We start from the raw sequence: 16,663 nt of genomic DNA on the forward strand, positions 1-16,663 counted from the left end.
GCCTCACCGGCGAAGGCGTTCGATCAACGTGCGGACCGCCTCGGCGTACCGCTGGTCCGATCCGGCGGGCCGGTGCCCCTGGATCGGTGGCGGGACGCTGTCGCCGGGTAGGGCCACCACGTCGGCGGGGTCTCGTAGCCGCCGGTCCACCGTCGACGACGGACGGGCCACGGTGACCGGCTCGACTGTCCGATGGGCGGAGAAGATCCAGCCGCCGATCGAGTCGGTGTCGCGCCACAGGTTCACCCATCGCCACCCGACCCGATCGCCGATCTCGTGCAGCACATCGTCGTCGACGAAGGCGGGGAACAGTCGCGCGTAGAGCCGACTCAGCGGTGACCCGTGGGTGAGGAGCGCGACTCGGCTGCTGATGTGCGGCGGCAACTGGAGCACTGTCGCGGCGGCCAGGACCGAACCATGGCTGTGCGCGGTCAGCAGCACGGCGTTGCCGCGCGAGACCAGGTGGACGATTCGTCGGGTCAGCTCCGGCACGGCTCTTTCGGCGTAGCAGGGCGGCGCGAACGGGTGGGCGGCCCGGGGCCAGAACGTGCCCAGGTCCCACAGGACACCGACGTGGCGCCGGAATTCGACGGTCCGGTAGGCGAAGATTCCGCCGACCGCCAGGCCGAGGATGATCGCGGCGATCCCCCAGCTCCCGAACGCGATGGAGAAGGTGATCAGGCTGCCGGGTAGCCGTGCGTACCGCTGCACGGATTCGCTCGGGAGCAACTCCAGCAGACCGACGGTGGTGGTGGCCGTGCCGAGCCCGGCGAGACAGGCGTAGACCACGGCCAGTGGGACGAGTCTCTCCGTGAAGCGAGCCCGAGCTATCGCCTTGCGCACCTGCCGCAGTCGGGTCGCTGCTCCGGCCGGACGATCCGGGTAGTCGCACGCCACGATGGCCGCCGCGGCACGCAGTCGGCGACGTCGGGAGATCAGGACGACCGGAACCGCCACCACGAGCGTGAACAGCACGGCCCGGAAGAAGCCGAAGATCGCCCAGGTGAACGCCTGTGGCAGGCCGGAGGCCAGGCCCTCTCCGGTCGGCGCGTCGCGGTCCAGGAGATCCGCCACCCGATAGACGAACTCGGCGGACACCGCCACCGCCAGACTGACCGCGCCGGCCGCGATCACCAGCGCACCCAGCCCGAGCAACGGGACGCCGCCCCGCCGGTCGCGGCGCCAGAGCAGCACGGCTCCCAGCGCCGCCAGCAGGGTCGTCTGGGCAACGAAGAGCGAGGTGAGGACCGGGCTGTAGCCGGGCAGGCCGTTTCCCTCGTTCCACGAGGTCGGGCTGGCCAGGACGTGGGCCGTCACCACGATGGTCAGGGCGATGGCGACCGTCCGCACCGTGCGGGTGAGTCGGTCCAGTCGCTGGTCGGAGGCGGCGCGATCGATCAGCCGGGGCAGGCAGAGGAGAACCACGCAGGTGGCCAGCACCGTCCCGCTGGCCACGGCCAGCGCGATCGTGCCGGCCGTGGCGCCGGTCGCGGCTCGGGCGGCGAGCAGAGTGACGTCGAGTGTCGCGAACGCCGCCGCGACGTGGATCGAGCGCAGCCGGCCCACAAGTGGCCCGGCGTCCCACTGGCCGATCTCGCTGAGTCGATGCGCGGAGACCTCGTCCGCGGGAGGCCGAAACGCGTCGAACACCTTCCCCGGTCGTGCGCTGGCCCGCCAGAGCAGGCCGATGGCGGCGGCCGGAACCACCGCGAGTACCGCCAGGCGCAGGCCCACCGGTTGCCCACCCAACCAGGACAACCAGATGCGCCCGGCCAGGCAGCGGGACGAGCCCATGCATCTCCACGCGATCAGGTCCAGCGTGACGCCGGCGAAGGCGAGCACGTACAGCGCGGTGAGAGTGAGCGCCAGTAACCGGCACAGGGATCTGACCAGCGCATCCGAGCCGGGGTCGGCCGGCCGCATCCAGATCGCCAGGTTGGCCAGCATGAACGGCAGCAGGAACACAAGCGACAGCGTCCGGACCACGGTTCCGGAGGGCAGGTCGGCCCAGCGGTACGCCTCCAGCGTCACCCGATCCCCGCTGTCGCACGAACACTGGCGGCGAGGTCGGTAGAAGCCCCCACTGCGGTCGCCCGCGACCTGCTCGACCTGTGGCACGTCCAGGACCTGGGCGGCGCTCGCGGTGGCGGCCCCGTGAACCCGCAGTTCCACCACGTCGTCGGTCATCGCCGGCCCGCTCGACCGCGCTGATGAACCCGACATCGGACCCCCCGGAGCACTTTCGGCGGCAAGCCGGGCGAACCCAGCCGGGGACCCCGCACCACTCGGGGCCGTGTACCCCGCCCGAGGAAGACCAACCGTGGATCGCTGGACGGGCGGGCATCGAGTGACATCGGTAAATTGCAGTCATGGGCTCGCCGCATCTCCTCGTCGTGACCCCCGGAATCCGTGCGTACCGGGAGTACCTGCTCCGATCGATAGGTCCCGCGTACCGGGTGCACCTGGTGGTCACCGAGCCGCCGACGTGGGAGCGCGGATATCTGGACGGCTGGACGGTCGTCGACGATCTCGCCGACACCGGAGAGCTGGTCCGGGTCACCACGGCGCTGGCCGAGCGGGACCCGGTCGACGGGGTGATCTGTTGGGACGAGACGTGGATCGTGCAGGCCGCGCACATGGCTGCCGCCCTCGGCCTGCCCGGCGACCCGGCGGTGATCGAGCGCTGCCGGGACAAGCACCGCACACGCGCCGAGCTGGACGCCCACCAGGTGCCGCAGCCGCAGTCGCGACTTGTGGGTGGCGGCGACGAGGCCGTGGCGGTGGCCCGGGAGATCGGCTTCCCGGTGGTGCTCAAGCCGCGCGCGCTGGCCGGCAGCTTCGGCGTGGTGAAGGCCGACGACCCCACGGCGGTACGCCGGTTCGTCGGGTTCACCGCCGGCAGCGGCCGGATGGCCCCGGAGTTGCCCGTGCACGAGCGCAACATCCTGGTGGAGGAGTACGCCGACGGCCCGGAGATCAGCGTCGACTCGGTGGTGCACCGGGGCGAGGTGATCCCGCTCTGCATCGCCCGCAAGGAGGTGGGCTTCGCGCCGTACTTCGAGGAGACCGGGCACGTGGTCGATCCGGCGGATCCGTTGTGGCACGACGCGACGCTGCGCGAGGTGATCGAGCGGACGCACTCCGCCCTCGGCTTCTCCAGCGGGGTGACGCACACCGAGCTGAGGCTGACCGCGCGGGGGCCGAAGGTGATCGAGGTCAATGCCCGCATCGGTGGCGGGCTGATCCCGTACCTCAACGTGCTGGGCGGTGGCGCGGACGTGGGCCTGGCCGCGGCGGCCGTTGCCTGCGGACGCCGGCCGGAGGTGCGTGTCGCGCCGCGTCGCCAGGTCGCCGCCATCCGGTTCTACTACCCGCCCCACGACGACAGCCGGATCGCCGAGATCGCCTTCGACCGGGCCCCGCTGCCCGCCGCGATCGTCGAACACGGGCCGCTGGCGCAGCCGGGCGAGGTGAAGTCACCGCCGCCGCAGGGGCTGATGGACGGGCGGATCGCGTACGCGATCGCGCTGGGCCTCGACGCCGACGAGTGCCGGACCGCGCTGGACGCGGCCGGGCGGGCGCTGCGGGTCGACACCGCCTGAGCGGGCCCGGCACCGGCGGCGCGCGGCCCGGCCCGCCGCTCAGACGGGCACGGGTGTTCGCTCCTCGGGCAGGATGTCGTGCAGGGTACGGACGCGGCGCAGCGGGGAGAGGACGAGGAACAGGCTGGTGCTCAGCAGCCCCACGGTGCCGATCAGGAGGGCGCCGCGGGGGCCGAGCACCGTGCCGAACCAGCCACCGAGCAACGAACCGACCGGCTTGACGCCCATCGCCACGAAGAGGTACGCGGCATTCGTGCGGCCGAGCAGCCGCTGCGGCGTGATGGCCTGCCGCACGCTCATGGTGTGCACGTTGCACCCGGTGATCCCGAAGCCCTGGATGAAGAACGCGACGGCGAAGATCGGCGCCGCCCAGGTGCCCCGCTGGGTCGCCGGCAGCAGCAGCGGCGCGAGGTCGCCGATGATCGCGGCCGCCAGCAGCGTACGACCGAGACCGACCCGACCCGCGACGCGTTCGGTGAGCGCCGCGCCCAGCAGCGCGCCCACCGCTCCGATGGAGAGCATGAAGCCCAGCGTGCCGGGGCTCATGCCCAACTCCCGAACGGCGAAGATCACCAACACGGTCTGGACGATCTGCCAGCAGATGTTGTAGCTGGCCGCCTCGCCGAGGAACGCCCGTAGGTACGGGTTGCGGAAGGTGAACCGAAACCCCTCCGCGACCTGCGACCGCACCGGGGTCCCGTCGAGCTCGACCGGCTTCTCCCGGGCGCGTACGGCGGTGACGCCGGCCGCCGACGCCAGGTAGGTCACGGCGTCGACGAGCAGCGCGAACGGGGCCCCGAGGATCTGCACCAGCACGCCACCGAGGCCGGGACCGCCGATCTCCGCCACCGACTCGCTGGCGGTCAGGCGGGAGTTGGCGCCGGTGAGCTGCTCGGGTGGCACGATCGTCGGCAGGTAGGACCGGTAGGCGATGTGGAAGAAGACCCGGGCGACGCCGGCGAGGCAGGCCATCGTCAGCAGCCACGAGAAGGTCAGCTGATCCAGCGCCGCGAGCAGCGGGATGGCGCCGATCGCCACCCCCTGGGCGAGGCTGGCCATGATCAGTACGCCACGGCGCTGCCAGCGGTCGACGAGCAGGCCGGCGGGTATCCCGAAGACCAGGTACGGGGCGAAGGTGACCGCGCCGAGCAGCCCGAGTTGCCCGGGGGTGGCCTCCAGGGTCAGCACCGCGGTCAGCGGCATGGCGAGCTGGAACACCTGGGTACCGAAGAAAGAGGCGCTCTCCCCCGCCCACAAGAACCGGAAGTCCCGGCGCCAACCCCCCGCCACGCTGCCCCCTCGACCACTCGAGCCACCCGAGACGCCCCCGCCGGGGCCGCGCCGCCACGGCACGTTACCGCTCACTGCCCAGCATCGATGTCGTAAAACCCGAATCCGTCCAGATAGCACACTGTGGCGAAATCCTGGAGCAGGACGGACCGGTCCGGATGGATCAACCCCACCACCACCGGCTCACTCTCGTCGTCGACGGTCCGCACGAGCTGCTCGCCGGGCTTGAACCGCAGGGTGACCCCCTGGCAGCTCGCCAGTTCCTCGATCAGGCGCACGTGCGGGTAGCCGCGCAGCCGGCCCTCGACCGGGGAGGCGAAGAACGCCATGGCGCCGTGGTTGTCCAGCGCGTACGGCTTGCGGTGCTCGGCGATGAAGCGATCCGGGTCGGCGTACGCCTGCGCGGTGCGGTCGATCTGCGACTCGCCGGTCAGCAGCACGGCGTAGCGGGCGACGTCGGCGCCGCACAGACGCGCGCCGGCCTCGACCAGCCGTGGTCCGTCGGCGGTCAGCATCACCTCCAGGTGCACCGGGCCGTACTGGATCCCCAGCGCGTCGAGCACCCGGTAGGAGTACTCGGCGACCGGCTCCCAGTCGGGGTCGGTGTGTGGCGTGGAGGTCATGCCGTTGATCCGGTCCCGGATGCCGTTGACGGTGATCTTCTGGTAGCGCCACATGTCGGTGATCCGGTGGTGGCCCCGGCAGCTCACGGTGTTGACCACGAACTCGACGCCCCGCAGGTACTCCTGGGCCACGACACCCTCGTTGGGCACGTCGAAGACGCTGTTGCGGGACATGATGTGGTGGTAGGCGGCCCGTGACTGCTCGGGCGTGTCGCAGAAGGCGACCCCGTCGTTGCGGGCGCTGCGCACCGGCTTGACCACGATCCGGCCGCCGATCTGACGGTGCCAGTCCGCCACCTGGTCCGGCTCGGCGACCCGTAGCTGCCGCGTGGTCGGCAGCCCCGCCGCCCGCAGCGTCTCGATCTGGACGAACTTGTCGCGCCGGGCCTCGCTCAACGCGGTGCCGTTGCCGGGCAGGCCGAGAGCCTCGTTGAGCTGGTCGGTGAACTCCACTCCCAACTCGCTGCCCACCGCCACGGCCACCGGCCGCAGCGCCGCCAGCCGGGCCACCAGGTGGTCGAAGTCCCGGTCGTGGACGATGTTGTCGGTGTAGCCGCGCAGGTCGGCCTCGCCGTAGGAGGGCGGCGGCTGCGGCGTGGACTGGACCCGTACGCACTCCAGGCCGGCCTCGGCGAAGGCCGCCGCCAGCTTGTCGACAGCGCCGTACGGGTCGACAAGAGCAATTGTTCGCCTGTCACCCATTGTCGTCCTCCTCCAATTCGTAGAACCCGGGCCCGTCGAGGTAGCAGATGGTGTTCAGGTCCTTCTCCACGGTCGCCGCGTCGGCGTGGGCCAGACCCACCGCGAGCGGTTCGGAGCTGTCGTCGACGGTGCGTCGCAGCAGTTCGCCGGGTTGTACCCGCACCGACCGGCCCCGGTAGCTGTCCAGTCGCTCGACCTGGTCGAGCAGCGGGTACCCCTTGAGTCGGCCCTCGACGGGTGCGACGAGGAAGGCCATGGCGGCGTGTGCGTCACACCGGTAGGGGGCGTCGACCTCGGCGAGGAACCGGTCGCCGTCCAGGTACGCCTGCACGGTCCGGTCGATCTGGGACTCCCCGGTGGCGAGGACGGCGTACCGGGCGACGTCCGATCCGCACAGTCGCGCTCCCACCTCGACCAGCCGGGGACCGGCGCCGGTGATGATGATCTCCAGGTGGGCGGGCCCGTATCGGATGTCGAGCGCGTCGAGGACGGCGAAGGCGTACCGGCGCAGCACTGTCCAGCACGCCTCGGTGGGCGGCACGGACCGGATGCCGATGATGCGGTCGCGTACCCCGTTGATGTCGATCTTGGAATAGCGCCAGGTGTCGGTGACCCGGTGCCGGCCGCGCCAGCTCACCGTGTTCACCACGAACTCGGTGCCGGTCAGGTACTCCTGGGCGACGACACCCTCGTTGCGGTGGCCGAAGTCGTTGACCGCCGACCGGATCCGGAGATACGCCGCGACCGACTCGGCGGGCGTGTCGCAGATGTGCACGCCGTCGTTGCGGGCGCTGCGGATCGGCTTCACCACCACCCGCCCGCCGACCTTCCGGTGCCAGGCCGCCAACTGGTCCGCGTCCCGTACCGGCAGCTGGCGGGTGGCCGGCAGGCCCGCCGCGGCGATCGTGGCGATCTGGGCGTCCTTGGTCCGCCGCGCGTAGCTCAGCGCCGTGCCGTTGCCGGGCAGCCCGGCCGCCGCACCGAGCGCGTCGGCCAGCTCGACCCCCTGCTCGGAGCCCGCGATCACGGCCCGCGGCCGGTACGCCGCCAGCAGGCCGACCGTCGCCGACACGTCACCGTGGTGGACGATGTTCGCCGCGTAGCGGCTCAGGTCCAGCTCTCGGCGGTAGTACTCGGGGATGTCGACAGCGCTCTGCACCCGGACGCAGTCGTGCCCGGCCGCCTGGAAGGCCTGCGTCAGCCGGCTGGCCGAGCCGAAGCCGTCGACCACGGCGACCGTGGGCCGGTCGGTCCGGACGCCTGTCGGTCGGTCGTGCACGCTGAGCCCGCGCCGGTCGCTCACGGCCGCTCCCCGGTGACCGTGCCGAGGGCCCGGACCAGCCGGGTGACGATCTCGTCCGCCTCGGCCTCGGTCAGCACCAGCGGCGGCATCAGGACCAGCGTGTTGTTCGTGGTGGTGAGCAGCAACCCCGCCTCCTGGCAGGCGCGGCGGACCGTCGTCATGAAGCTCGCGCCCGGCCGCTCACCGCGGTCACGCAGCTCGACGCCGATCATCAGGCCCGCCCCGCGTACGTCGTGGATCAGGCCGGTGCCGGCCGCCTCGTCCCGCAGTCGCTCCCGGAGACGGTCGCCGACCCGGCGGACGTGGGCGAAGAGCGACCCGTCGGCCAACTCGTCGAGCACCGCCAGCCCGGCGGCCATTCCCACCGGATGACCGTCGGCCGTGCAGCCGTGCGGGAAGACGTACTCGGGTCGGGAGATCGCCTCGTCGAAGATCGCGTCGGTGCTGACCAACGCCGCCAGGGGGAAGTAGCCGGAGGTGATGCCCTTGCCGAGGATCAGCAGGTCGGGCAGCACCTGCTTGTCGACCATCACCGACAGGGCACCGGTCCGACCGAAGCCCGTCGTCACCTCGTCGGCGATCAGGTGGATGTCGTGCCTGTCGCACAGCTCGCGGATCTGCCGCAACGTGTCGGGCGGGGCGGCGAGCACGTCGGTGCCCATGACGGGTTCGACGATGATCGCCGTGACCCGCTCCGGACCGTGCCGGTCGACCATCCCCACCAGCGCGTCGAGGTTCCACGGCTTCACGTGGTGGACGTCCGGAGCCAGCGGCGCCTGCAACGCGTGCGCCTGCCGCTCGCCGGTCAGCGCGCTGGCGATGCCCCCGGTGCCGTGGTAGCCGTTGGTGAAGGCGATGACCTTCGTCCGCTGCGTCTCGCCGCGAACCTTGCGGACGAACCGCGACAGCAGGACCGCGGCGCTCGTCATCTGCGAGCCGGTGCTGCCGAAGCGGACGTGGTTGAGCGGGTCGGGCAGCGCGCCGACGAGGCGGCGGGCGTACTCCAGCGCCACCTCGGGCGGTTCCTCGTAGCGGATCACCTGAGCGACAGGTAGCCGACGCAGTTGGTCGCACATCGCCTCCACCACCCGTTCGGCCTGGTAGCCGAGCGTGGTGTTCCACATCGCGGCGCGCGCGTCCAGGTACCAGGTGCCGGCGGCGTCCTGCACCCAACATCCCTTGCCCTGGGTGACCGCGCTGCGGGCGATGCGGCCGTCGTCGATCGCCGGCCGGGTGACGGAGTTGTACCAGAGGGCGTCGTGGGAATCTCTCAACACGCCAGGGCCTCCAACTTCCTACGGTCGAGCTTGCCGTTGTCGTTGCGGGGGAACAGCTCTACGGACGCGATCCGGGCCGGCACCATGTAGCCGGGCAGGCGGGCGGCCACCCAGCGGGCCAGGTGCTCGGCCGGCAGGGCGCCTCCCACGTACAGGGCGCGCAGGTCGACGCCGTCGAAGAAGACGGCGGCGTCCTCGACCTCCGGGTGCCGGCGGAGCACCGCCTCGATCTCGCCCAGCTCCACGCGGTAGCCGTGCACCTGAACCTGCGCGTCGAGCCGGCCGAGGTGGGTCAGCTCACCGCCGTCGTCGACGACCCGGTCACCGGTGCGGTACCACAGGTCCTCCGTCAGCGGCTCGGATCCGGGGTGGGTGATGGCGGCCCGGCCCGGGGACCAGCTCACGAAGCGGTCGGCGTTGTTGGCCGGGTCGAGATAGCCGGCGAAGCGCTGCGGTCCCCGTACGCACAGCTCCCCCTCGCGGGCCGGGTGCCCCTGCTCGTCCAGGACCACGTACTCCAGGTGTGGCAGGCAGCGTCCGATGGGGACCGTGCCGTTGCGGGTCCGCGGCCACTCGGCCGGGTCGGCGGGCAGCCGGTACCCGGTGCAGGTCACTGTCAGTTCGGTGGGCCCGTACAGGTTCTCGATCACCGCGTCCGGCGCGGCGCGGTGCCAGGCCGCCGCCTGGTCGGCGGTGAGCTGCTCCCCCGCGAACAACCCCCAGCGCAGGTCCGGCATCCGGCCGGCCGGCAGGCGTCGCATCCGGCCGGCGAGGGAGACCACCGACGGTACGGAGAACCAGTGGGTGACCCCGTGCCGGTTGACGAAGGCCGCCGGATCGGCCAGCTCCTCGCGGCGGGGCACCACCAGGGCGCCGCCACCGGTCCAGGTGACGAACATGTCGAACACCGACGGGTCGAAGGTGAGGTCGAACGTCTGGCTGAGCCGGCTACCCGGACCCACGTCGTAGCGGGCCACGTGGTGCTCGACGTACGGCCGGACGTTGTCGTGTCGGATCGGCAACCCCTTCGGCACGCCCGTCGAACCCGACGTGAAGAGGATGTACGCGGGCGCCTCGCCGGTCGGCTCCGGCCCGTCGACGGCAGCGTCCCGCCGGCGTCCACGGCCCACCACGCGCCCACCCGGCGTCGCCTGCACGAGCGGGGCGCTCACCGGGGCCAGCGACGCGGCCATCGTGGTGTCCAGGAGAACGGTCCAGAGCCCGGCCCGCGCCGCGATCGTCGCGTTGCGGTCCGGGGGGAAGATCGGATTCAGCGGTACGACGGTCCCGCCGCCGCGCAGGATGGCCAGGTAACCGGCGTACGCGAGCGGGCTGCGGGCGGCGAGCAGACCGACCCGCGCCCCGGCCGGCATCGGGCCCAGGTCGGCGGCGAGGCTGTCGACGAGCGCGGCCAACTCGCGGTAGGTGAAGGTGGCGTCGTCGACGAGCAGTGCCGGCTCGCCCGGGTGCCGGCGGACCGTGGCGGCGAACCAGTCGTGCATGGTGTCAGACATGACGCACCTCGCGATCCATGAGCACCAGGACACCGTCGGCCGCGTGCAGCCGGTCGTTGCTGTAGTTCAGCGGCGCCGATCGCAGGTCACGCAGGGCCCGCTCCAGCGCGAGGTCCGAGTCACGTAGGTAGCCGTGTCGCATGCCGAGAAGCTCGACGAGGTCGTCGACAGCCGCCGGGCACAGCTCGGAGGCCGTCAGCTTGACCGCGTTGACGAGCAACTGCACCCCGACGAGTGTCGGATCGGCGGTCGTGGTCAGGACCGCGACCGTGTGACTCACCAGGGCGTGCACGGTGTCCAGCCGCTGCCGGACCCGGGACAGCCGGTGCAGCAGCAACTCGGAGTCGAGGTTGCGGCGGCTGCGCTCGGCCCGCAGCAGGGTCACCACGCGACTGAGCGCCCCGTCGGCCGTACCCAGCCAGCACGCGGCCCAGCCGAGGTGGGCCATCGGGGCGAAGGTCCGTACGGCGATGTCCCGGAACCCGCCGTGCGCGCCGATCACCTGCCCGACCGGAATGTCGCCGCGCAGGTGCAGCGGGGCGCTGTGCGTGCCCCGCATTCCCATCGGGTTCCAGCCGCCCCGGACGGTGATCTCCAGTTGGTCGCGCTCCGCGTAGAGCAGCGACAGCTGGGTGGGAGAGGTGGCGTCGGGGGCCTGCATCGTGACGAGGAACGCGTCGGCGTACTGGCCGCCGGTGACGACCGGGGCGAACCGGTCCACGTGCACCACCGCGCCGTCGCCGGTCAGCGCGGTACCGGAGGAGAGCAGGTGACCGCCGGTGGCGGCCTCGGTGGTCACGGAGGCCAGGTACAGCTCGCCCCGGGCGATCCGGGGCAGCAGCTCCTCCCGCAGCGCGCCGCCGTCGCGAACGATGGCGGCCACCTGCTGGCAGTGCATCGTGAAGATCATTCCGACCGACATGCAGGTACGCGAGAGCCGCCCGCTGACCGCGACCAGGTCGGCGAGGTCGCCGCCGGCGCCGCCGTGCGCGGCGGGCACCATCAGGCCCAGCAGCCCGGTGGCGCGCATGGCCGCCAGGGCTTCCACCGGAAACCTCGCGTCGCGGTCGCACTCGGTGGCGTGTCGGGCGGCGACCTCGGCGACCTCGGCGACCGCGCGGTCGAGGTCGGCGGCGCTCCACCCGGTCGGGCGGGTCACGGTGACGGTCATGCCGGGGTCCCGCTTCCCAGCGCGGTCCGCTCGAACAGAGCGGTCAGGGTGTCCAGCCGGGTCAGGTTGTCCGGCGTCAGTTCGATGGGGTCGACCTCGACCTCGAGGCGCTCCTCGACGCGTTCCACCACCTCCACGATCCGGAACGAGTTGAAGGTCGGCAGGTTGGTCAGGGTGGGGGTCGCGTGCAGGATGTCCGGGTCGACGCCGAGGACCTCGGCGGTGACCTCGATGACGGCGGTGTGGACGGTGGATCGGTCCATGGTGTCTTCTCCCGGGATGCGGTCAGGCGCCGAGCTTGGCGAAGCCCTCTTCGACGCGGGTCAGGTTGTCGGCGACGTGTGGCAGGGCGAGCGGATCCTCGGCGGCGAGGGCGGCCTCCTGCTCCTCGTCGGTGCCGCCGTACAACATGCTGGTGGCGGCCTTGAAGCGCAGCGCGTCCGGATCGTCGCCGAGCAGGTGCCCGGCGAGCACCGCCAGGTCGAGTTCGTCGAGCAGGTAGCGGGCCAGCGACGCCGAGTCGGTCACGCCGCGCATGTGCAACGTCTCCCGCAGCGGCGTGAAGTCGGGGTAGACGTAGAAGGCCCCTGTCGGTGGGCGACACGTCGCCCCGACCGCCACGACGGAGCGGTGCACGGCCCGGGCCAACGCGCCGTGCAGCCGGGCACTGGCCGCCAGCCGCTGCCGGATCTCCGGCGGCTCGGCGAAGGCGTACGCCGCCACCTGCTGCATCGGGCCGGCCAGGGTGGACCACAGGTCACTGGCCACGCTGATCAGCCCGTCGCGCAACCGGCGGCCGGCGGCGCCCGGCGGCACCCGCAAGGCTCCGATCCGCCAGCCACCCAGCGCCAGCGACTTGGACAGGCCGGTCGTCACCACGGTCCGGTGCGGGACCAGTTCGGCGGGACTGACGAAGGGCGTGTCCGGCCGGTGCAGCACGTCCCGGTAGATCTCGTCCGAGACGATCGTCAACCTCTCGGCCTCGGCGATCGCGCACACCTCGCCGATCAGCTCGGCGCTGGCGAGCGTACCGGTCGGGTTGTCCGGCAGGGTGAGCACGACGATCCGGGGGTCGCCGCCCTCGCGGCGGGCCGCCGCGATCGTCTCGCGCAGCGCGGTGGGCTCGGGGATGCCGCCGCAGCTGTCCGGGATCGGCACGCCCCAGGCCCGCTTGCCGGCCATCCGGGCCTGCGGGGCGTAGGAGTTCCAGCAGGGGCGGGGCAGCAGCACGTCACCCGGCAGGACCAGGTTCAGTGCCATCAGCAGCGGCTTACTGCCGGGGCCGAGCAGCACCTGCTCGGGGCCGGTGGGCAGGCGTCGCCGCCGGAAGTAGCCGGCCACCGCCGCCCGGGCGTCCGGCGCCCCGGCGACCGGGCCGTACGCGTTGCGGCTGGCGCCCGCGCACAACTGCTCCACCAGGGGCCCGAACGGGGGCAGGCGGGACTCGCCGAAACCCAGGTGGACGACGGGCCGTCCCTCGGCGCGCAGGCGAGCGACCTTTTCGTTGAGGGCGAGATTCGGTGACATCGAGGTCATGACAGCACCGCCGTTCGGATGTCGTCGGGCACGTCGGCGGCCAGTTCCAGCTCGCTGAGCCAGGCCGCGCCGGTGTGGTAGTGGGCCCGGAACGGGCGGCCGACCAACGCGGGGTTGCGGGCCTGGAGCATCCGCAGTTGGAAGTAGCGGCCGTCCGGGTGGGTCTCGACACCGTCCACGATCACCTTGCCGGAGGTGGTCGACATGACCGGCCCGCGGACGGTCCGGGCGAGGCCGGGCAACGTGCGGTACGCGGCGTGGAAGATCTCCACCGCCCGGGCCAGCGGCACCTTGAAGTAGTCGTACGGGCCGGTGTCGCGCTCGACGAACATGTAGTACGGCACCGCTCCGGCGGCCAGTTCGGCCCGCCACAACTCCGCCCAGACGTCGGCCTGGTCGTTGATGTGCGAGACCATCGGGGCCTGGCAGTAGATCACCGCTCCGGTGGACCGGATCCGGCGCATCGCGGTCGCCACCAGGGGTGCGCGCAGTTCCCGCGGATGGGTGAAGTGCGCCATCACCGCCACCTGCTTGCCGGCCGCGATGACCTGCTCGAACAGGCGCAACAACTCGTCGCTGTCGGCGTCGCCGACGTAGCGCTGCGGCCAGTAGGCAAGCGACTTGGTGCCGATCCGGATGGTCTGGACGGTCGGCACGTCGAGCAGCGGTTCGAGGTGGCCGCGCAGCCGTTCGGTGCTCATGATCATCGGGTCGCCGCCGGTGACCAGCACGTCGCTGACCTCGGGGTGGTCGCGCAGGTAGTCCACCAGCCGGTCGGGGCCGGGGGTGGCGAAGCGGAGCGCGGGATCGCCGACGAACTGCGCCCAGCGGAAGCAGTACGTGCAGTACGAGTGGCAGGACTGGCCCTGGGTCGGGAAGTAGAGCACGGTTTCGCGGTACTTGTGCTGCAGGCCGGGCAGACGCTCGCCCCGGTGCACCGGCACGTTGTACTCCCGCTGACCGGACGGGTGCGGGTTCAGGCCGGCGCGGATGCGGGCGACCACGGCGGCGACCTCCCGGGGGGCACCCGAGTCCACGACGGCGGCCAACGCCTGCTCGTCCTCGGCGGAGAGCATGCCGCTCTGGGGGAAGAGCAACCGGAACATCGGGTCCTTCTCGGGCCGCGTCCAGTCGACCAGGTGGTCGAGGACGTATTCGTTCACCCGGAACGGAAAGACGTGCGCCAGTAGAGCGATTTTGTCGCGCAGGTCGGGGCGCAGGCCGTACCTGCTGGCGATCTCGCCGATGTGGCGCGGACCGAAGGCCCGGAAACGAGCGGCGGTCACCGGTTGTTCGAGCATCAGTGTCATACGAATTCCTTCACTCCGGACGTGGGCCGAATGCCATTCGACGCTTATCAGTTGCCGCCGGCCGGCGGTCGCGTCGTCCACCGCCAACTACCCCCGCACCAATGCCCTAACCGACCTGACGACATCTTCCGATCAGCCTTCCTCATATCGCGATAGAAGACCTTTATGGCTGGTCGGGCAGCAGCGGCGATAACCATTTCCGAGCCCCCCATCAACATATTGAATCGACTCTTGGAGGCGTCGGTGTTTATGGCTGCGGTAACGACGGAAATAGACCTACGGCATCTTCGACACACGTAAGGAGTGCGTTGCTCATGAATCTCGCCACTGGTCGCGGGTGGAAGCGGTGAACGGCCTGGACGGCGCGCAGCCGATGCTGCTGCCGATGGGCCGGCCCCGCTCCGGCATGTCCAGCGTCCTGATCCACCCGGCCGGCGGCGGCCTCGGCGCCTACGCGGGCGTGGTGCTGAAGCTGGGCCGTCGTGGGCCGGTGTTCGGCATCCGCGGCCACGGTCTCGCCCCGGGCGAGACGCCGGACACCACGGTCGCCGCGATGACCGACAGGTACCTGACCCTGCTGGACAGCCTGCCCGACCCACCGGACCTGCTGTTCGGTTGGTCACTGGGCGGCGTCGTGGCGTGGGAGCTGGCGGCGCGGCTGCGCTCCTCGGGCCGCCGACCGCGGGTCGTCATGGTCGACAGCCCCGCGGCCGGCATCGACCGCGACCCGTCGGCCGCGCGACGGTGGCGCGAGCGGGTCCGCGCGTCGCTGACCGAGAACGGCGGATTCCCCGCCGACCGGGTCGCCCGGACGGTCGAGGCCCACCTCGACGCGGTCACCGCCTACCGGGTGGCGGGTGAGCACGACTGCCCCACCCTGCTGCTGCCCTGCGCCCAGGAGGAGAACGCCGCTCATCTCGCGGCGTGGCGATCGGCGACGCCGCAGCTGACGGTGCGACCGCTGCCCGGCGGGCACTTCACCGCCTTCGACCGCGAACAACTGCCGTTGCTCCTCGGCCACCTCGACGAGTTCCTCACCGCGACGACGGAGGCGACACGTGCCTGACGAACTGCTCGCCACCGCGCGAGCGGCGTACGCCGCCGCGCCGCCGGTGGGCGACCCCGCCTACCGCGGCTACTGCGCGGCGCTCGCCCGACGTCTCGTCGCCGACTGGCCGCTGATCGTGGCGGCGAACGCCGACGACGTCGCCGAGGCCGAACGGACCGGCATGCCCCCGACCCTGGTGAACCGGCTCCGGCTGACCGACGCCCACCGGGACCGCATGGTGGCGCTCACCGAACAGGCCCGGCGGGAGATCGAGGCCGTGGTCACGGTCGAGGTCCCGGTCACCGGCGCGGCGCGGACGGTGCACCGGGTGCCCCGCCCCCTCGGCGTCGTGCTGATGGTCTACGAGGCCCGGCCGACGGTCACCGTCGACGGCGCGCTGCTGCCGGTCGTGGTGGGCAACGCCGTCCTGCTGCGCGGCGGACGGGAGAACGCCGCCACGAACGCCGCGCTGGAACGGACCGCGCACGCCGCGCTGGCCGAGGCCGGGCTGCCGACCGGGCTGGTCACCGTCCTCGACGACCCGCACCGACGGCTGCTCCGCGCCCTGCTGAAACGACCAGACCAGGTGGACGTGGTGATCCCGCGCGGCAGCCCGGCGCTCGTCGACGCCTGCCGAACCAGCGCCATCCCGCTCATCGCCAGCGGCGGCGGGGTCAACCACCTGTACGTGCACCGCAGCGCCGACCTCGACCTGGCGGCCCGGGTGACGCTGGACAGCAAGCTTCCCGAGCCCGCCGGCTGCACCTCGGTGGAGACGGTGCTCGTCGACTCGACAGTGGCCGAGGCGTACCTGGAGGCGTTGGCCCGACAGCTCAAGGAGACCGAGGCGACGCTCACCCTCCGGGTCGGCCCCGGGGTCGACGTCCCGGTGGCGCCCGGGTTGCGGACCGAACCGCTGGGACCGTACGACGTCGGCCGGGAATTCCTCGAACCGGTGGTCGCGCTCGTCGGCGTCGACGGCCCGGCCACCGCGCTGGAGCACATCCGCACGCACGGCTCCGGACACACCGAGGGCGTCCTCGCCCGCGATCCGGAGGTCACCGACGCGTTCCGGCGCGGCGTCGACGCCGCCATGGTGGTCGTCAACGGCTCGCTGCGGCTGCACGACGGTCCCACCCTCGGTCTCGGCACCGAGATCGCCATCGCCACCGGCCGGCTGCACGTCCGAGGTCCGGTGACCCTCGCCGCGCTCGTCACCTACAGCTACGTCACCGACGCGGCGGGAGCGCTGCGCGGCTGACCCGTGTCCTGTCCGTCCGTCCCCTG

At 72.0% G+C, this 16,663-nt stretch carries 13 protein-coding genes; 3 read left to right on the forward strand and 10 right to left on the reverse strand.

From position 1 onward, the window contains the following. Positions 1-3: 3 nt before the first annotated feature. Positions 4-2,187, reverse strand: coding sequence for a hypothetical protein (locus tag ACPXBU_RS16085; protein ID WP_425758637.1), 2,184 nt, complete (start codon positions 2,185-2,187; stop codon positions 4-6). 182 nt (positions 2,188-2,369) lie between these two features. Here ACPXBU_RS16085 and ACPXBU_RS16090 point away from each other — a divergent pair, with 182 nt between their 5' ends. Further along, positions 2,370-3,602 carry an ATP-grasp domain-containing protein gene (locus ACPXBU_RS16090; protein WP_425758638.1) on the forward strand — a complete coding sequence of 411 codons (1,233 nt, stop codon included), beginning with the start codon at positions 2,370-2,372 and terminating at the stop codon, positions 3,600-3,602. 39 nt (positions 3,603-3,641) lie between these two features. On the opposite strand, the gene ACPXBU_RS16095 is transcribed toward ACPXBU_RS16090, so the two are convergent. The 9 genes from ACPXBU_RS16095 to ACPXBU_RS16135 form a co-directional block, all read right to left on the reverse strand. Then, on the reverse strand, positions 3,642-4,892 hold the full coding sequence (locus ACPXBU_RS16095; RefSeq protein WP_425758639.1) for an MFS transporter: 1,251 nt from the start codon (positions 4,890-4,892) through the stop codon (positions 3,642-3,644). Between the two features lie 71 nt (positions 4,893-4,963). Further along, positions 4,964-6,217 carry an ATP-grasp domain-containing protein gene (locus ACPXBU_RS16100; RefSeq protein WP_393361824.1) on the reverse strand — a complete coding sequence of 418 codons (1,254 nt, stop codon included), beginning with the start codon at positions 6,215-6,217 and terminating at the stop codon, positions 4,964-4,966. Next, the gene (locus ACPXBU_RS16105; RefSeq protein WP_425758640.1) at positions 6,210-7,520 is read right to left on the reverse strand and encodes an ATP-grasp domain-containing protein; all 1,311 of its coding nucleotides are present in this window, start codon (positions 7,518-7,520) and stop codon (positions 6,210-6,212) included. Before ACPXBU_RS16105 ends, ACPXBU_RS16100 begins: the two co-directional genes overlap by 8 nt. Beyond that, complete coding sequence (locus ACPXBU_RS16110) at positions 7,517-8,797, reverse strand: aspartate aminotransferase family protein (protein WP_393361829.1); 1,281 nt, start codon at positions 8,795-8,797, stop codon at positions 7,517-7,519. The genes ACPXBU_RS16105 and ACPXBU_RS16110 overlap by 4 nt, the downstream gene beginning before the upstream one ends. Next, positions 8,791-10,311: an amino acid adenylation domain-containing protein gene (locus ACPXBU_RS16115; protein ID WP_425758641.1), complete on the reverse strand. Its 1,521-nt coding sequence runs from the start codon at positions 10,309-10,311 to the stop codon at positions 8,791-8,793. The genes ACPXBU_RS16110 and ACPXBU_RS16115 overlap by 7 nt, the downstream gene beginning before the upstream one ends. Next, positions 10,304-11,482, reverse strand: a complete 1,179-nt coding sequence (locus ACPXBU_RS16120; RefSeq protein WP_393361835.1) for an acyl-CoA dehydrogenase family protein — start codon at positions 11,480-11,482, stop codon at positions 10,304-10,306. Before ACPXBU_RS16120 ends, ACPXBU_RS16115 begins: the two co-directional genes overlap by 8 nt. Next, a complete protein-coding gene (locus tag ACPXBU_RS16125) occupies positions 11,479-11,745 on the reverse strand; it encodes a phosphopantetheine-binding protein (protein ID WP_393361838.1) in 267 nt (88 codons plus the stop codon). Before ACPXBU_RS16125 ends, ACPXBU_RS16120 begins: the two co-directional genes overlap by 4 nt. Before the next feature lie 22 nt (positions 11,746-11,767). Then, positions 11,768-13,018, reverse strand: a complete 1,251-nt coding sequence (locus tag ACPXBU_RS16130; protein ID WP_425758642.1) for a pyridoxal phosphate-dependent aminotransferase — start codon at positions 13,016-13,018, stop codon at positions 11,768-11,770. Beyond that, complete coding sequence (locus tag ACPXBU_RS16135) at positions 13,015-14,328, reverse strand: KamA family radical SAM protein (protein WP_425758643.1); 1,314 nt, start codon at positions 14,326-14,328, stop codon at positions 13,015-13,017. The genes ACPXBU_RS16130 and ACPXBU_RS16135 overlap by 4 nt, the downstream gene beginning before the upstream one ends. Positions 14,329-14,674: 346 nt before the next feature. Here ACPXBU_RS16135 and ACPXBU_RS16140 point away from each other — a divergent pair, with 346 nt between their 5' ends. Together ACPXBU_RS16140 and ACPXBU_RS16145 are read left to right on the forward strand one after the other, a co-directional pair. Further along, a complete protein-coding gene (locus ACPXBU_RS16140) occupies positions 14,675-15,394 on the forward strand; it encodes an alpha/beta fold hydrolase (RefSeq protein WP_425758644.1) in 720 nt (239 codons plus the stop codon). After that, the gene (locus ACPXBU_RS16145) at positions 15,387-16,637 is read left to right on the forward strand and encodes a glutamate-5-semialdehyde dehydrogenase (RefSeq protein WP_425758645.1); all 1,251 of its coding nucleotides are present in this window, start codon (positions 15,387-15,389) and stop codon (positions 16,635-16,637) included. Before ACPXBU_RS16140 ends, ACPXBU_RS16145 begins: the two co-directional genes overlap by 8 nt. Positions 16,638-16,663: the final 26 nt, after the last annotated feature.

The organism is Micromonospora sp. DT231 (assembly GCF_049847025.1).
Lineage (GTDB): Bacteria > Actinomycetota > Actinomycetes > Mycobacteriales > Micromonosporaceae > Micromonospora.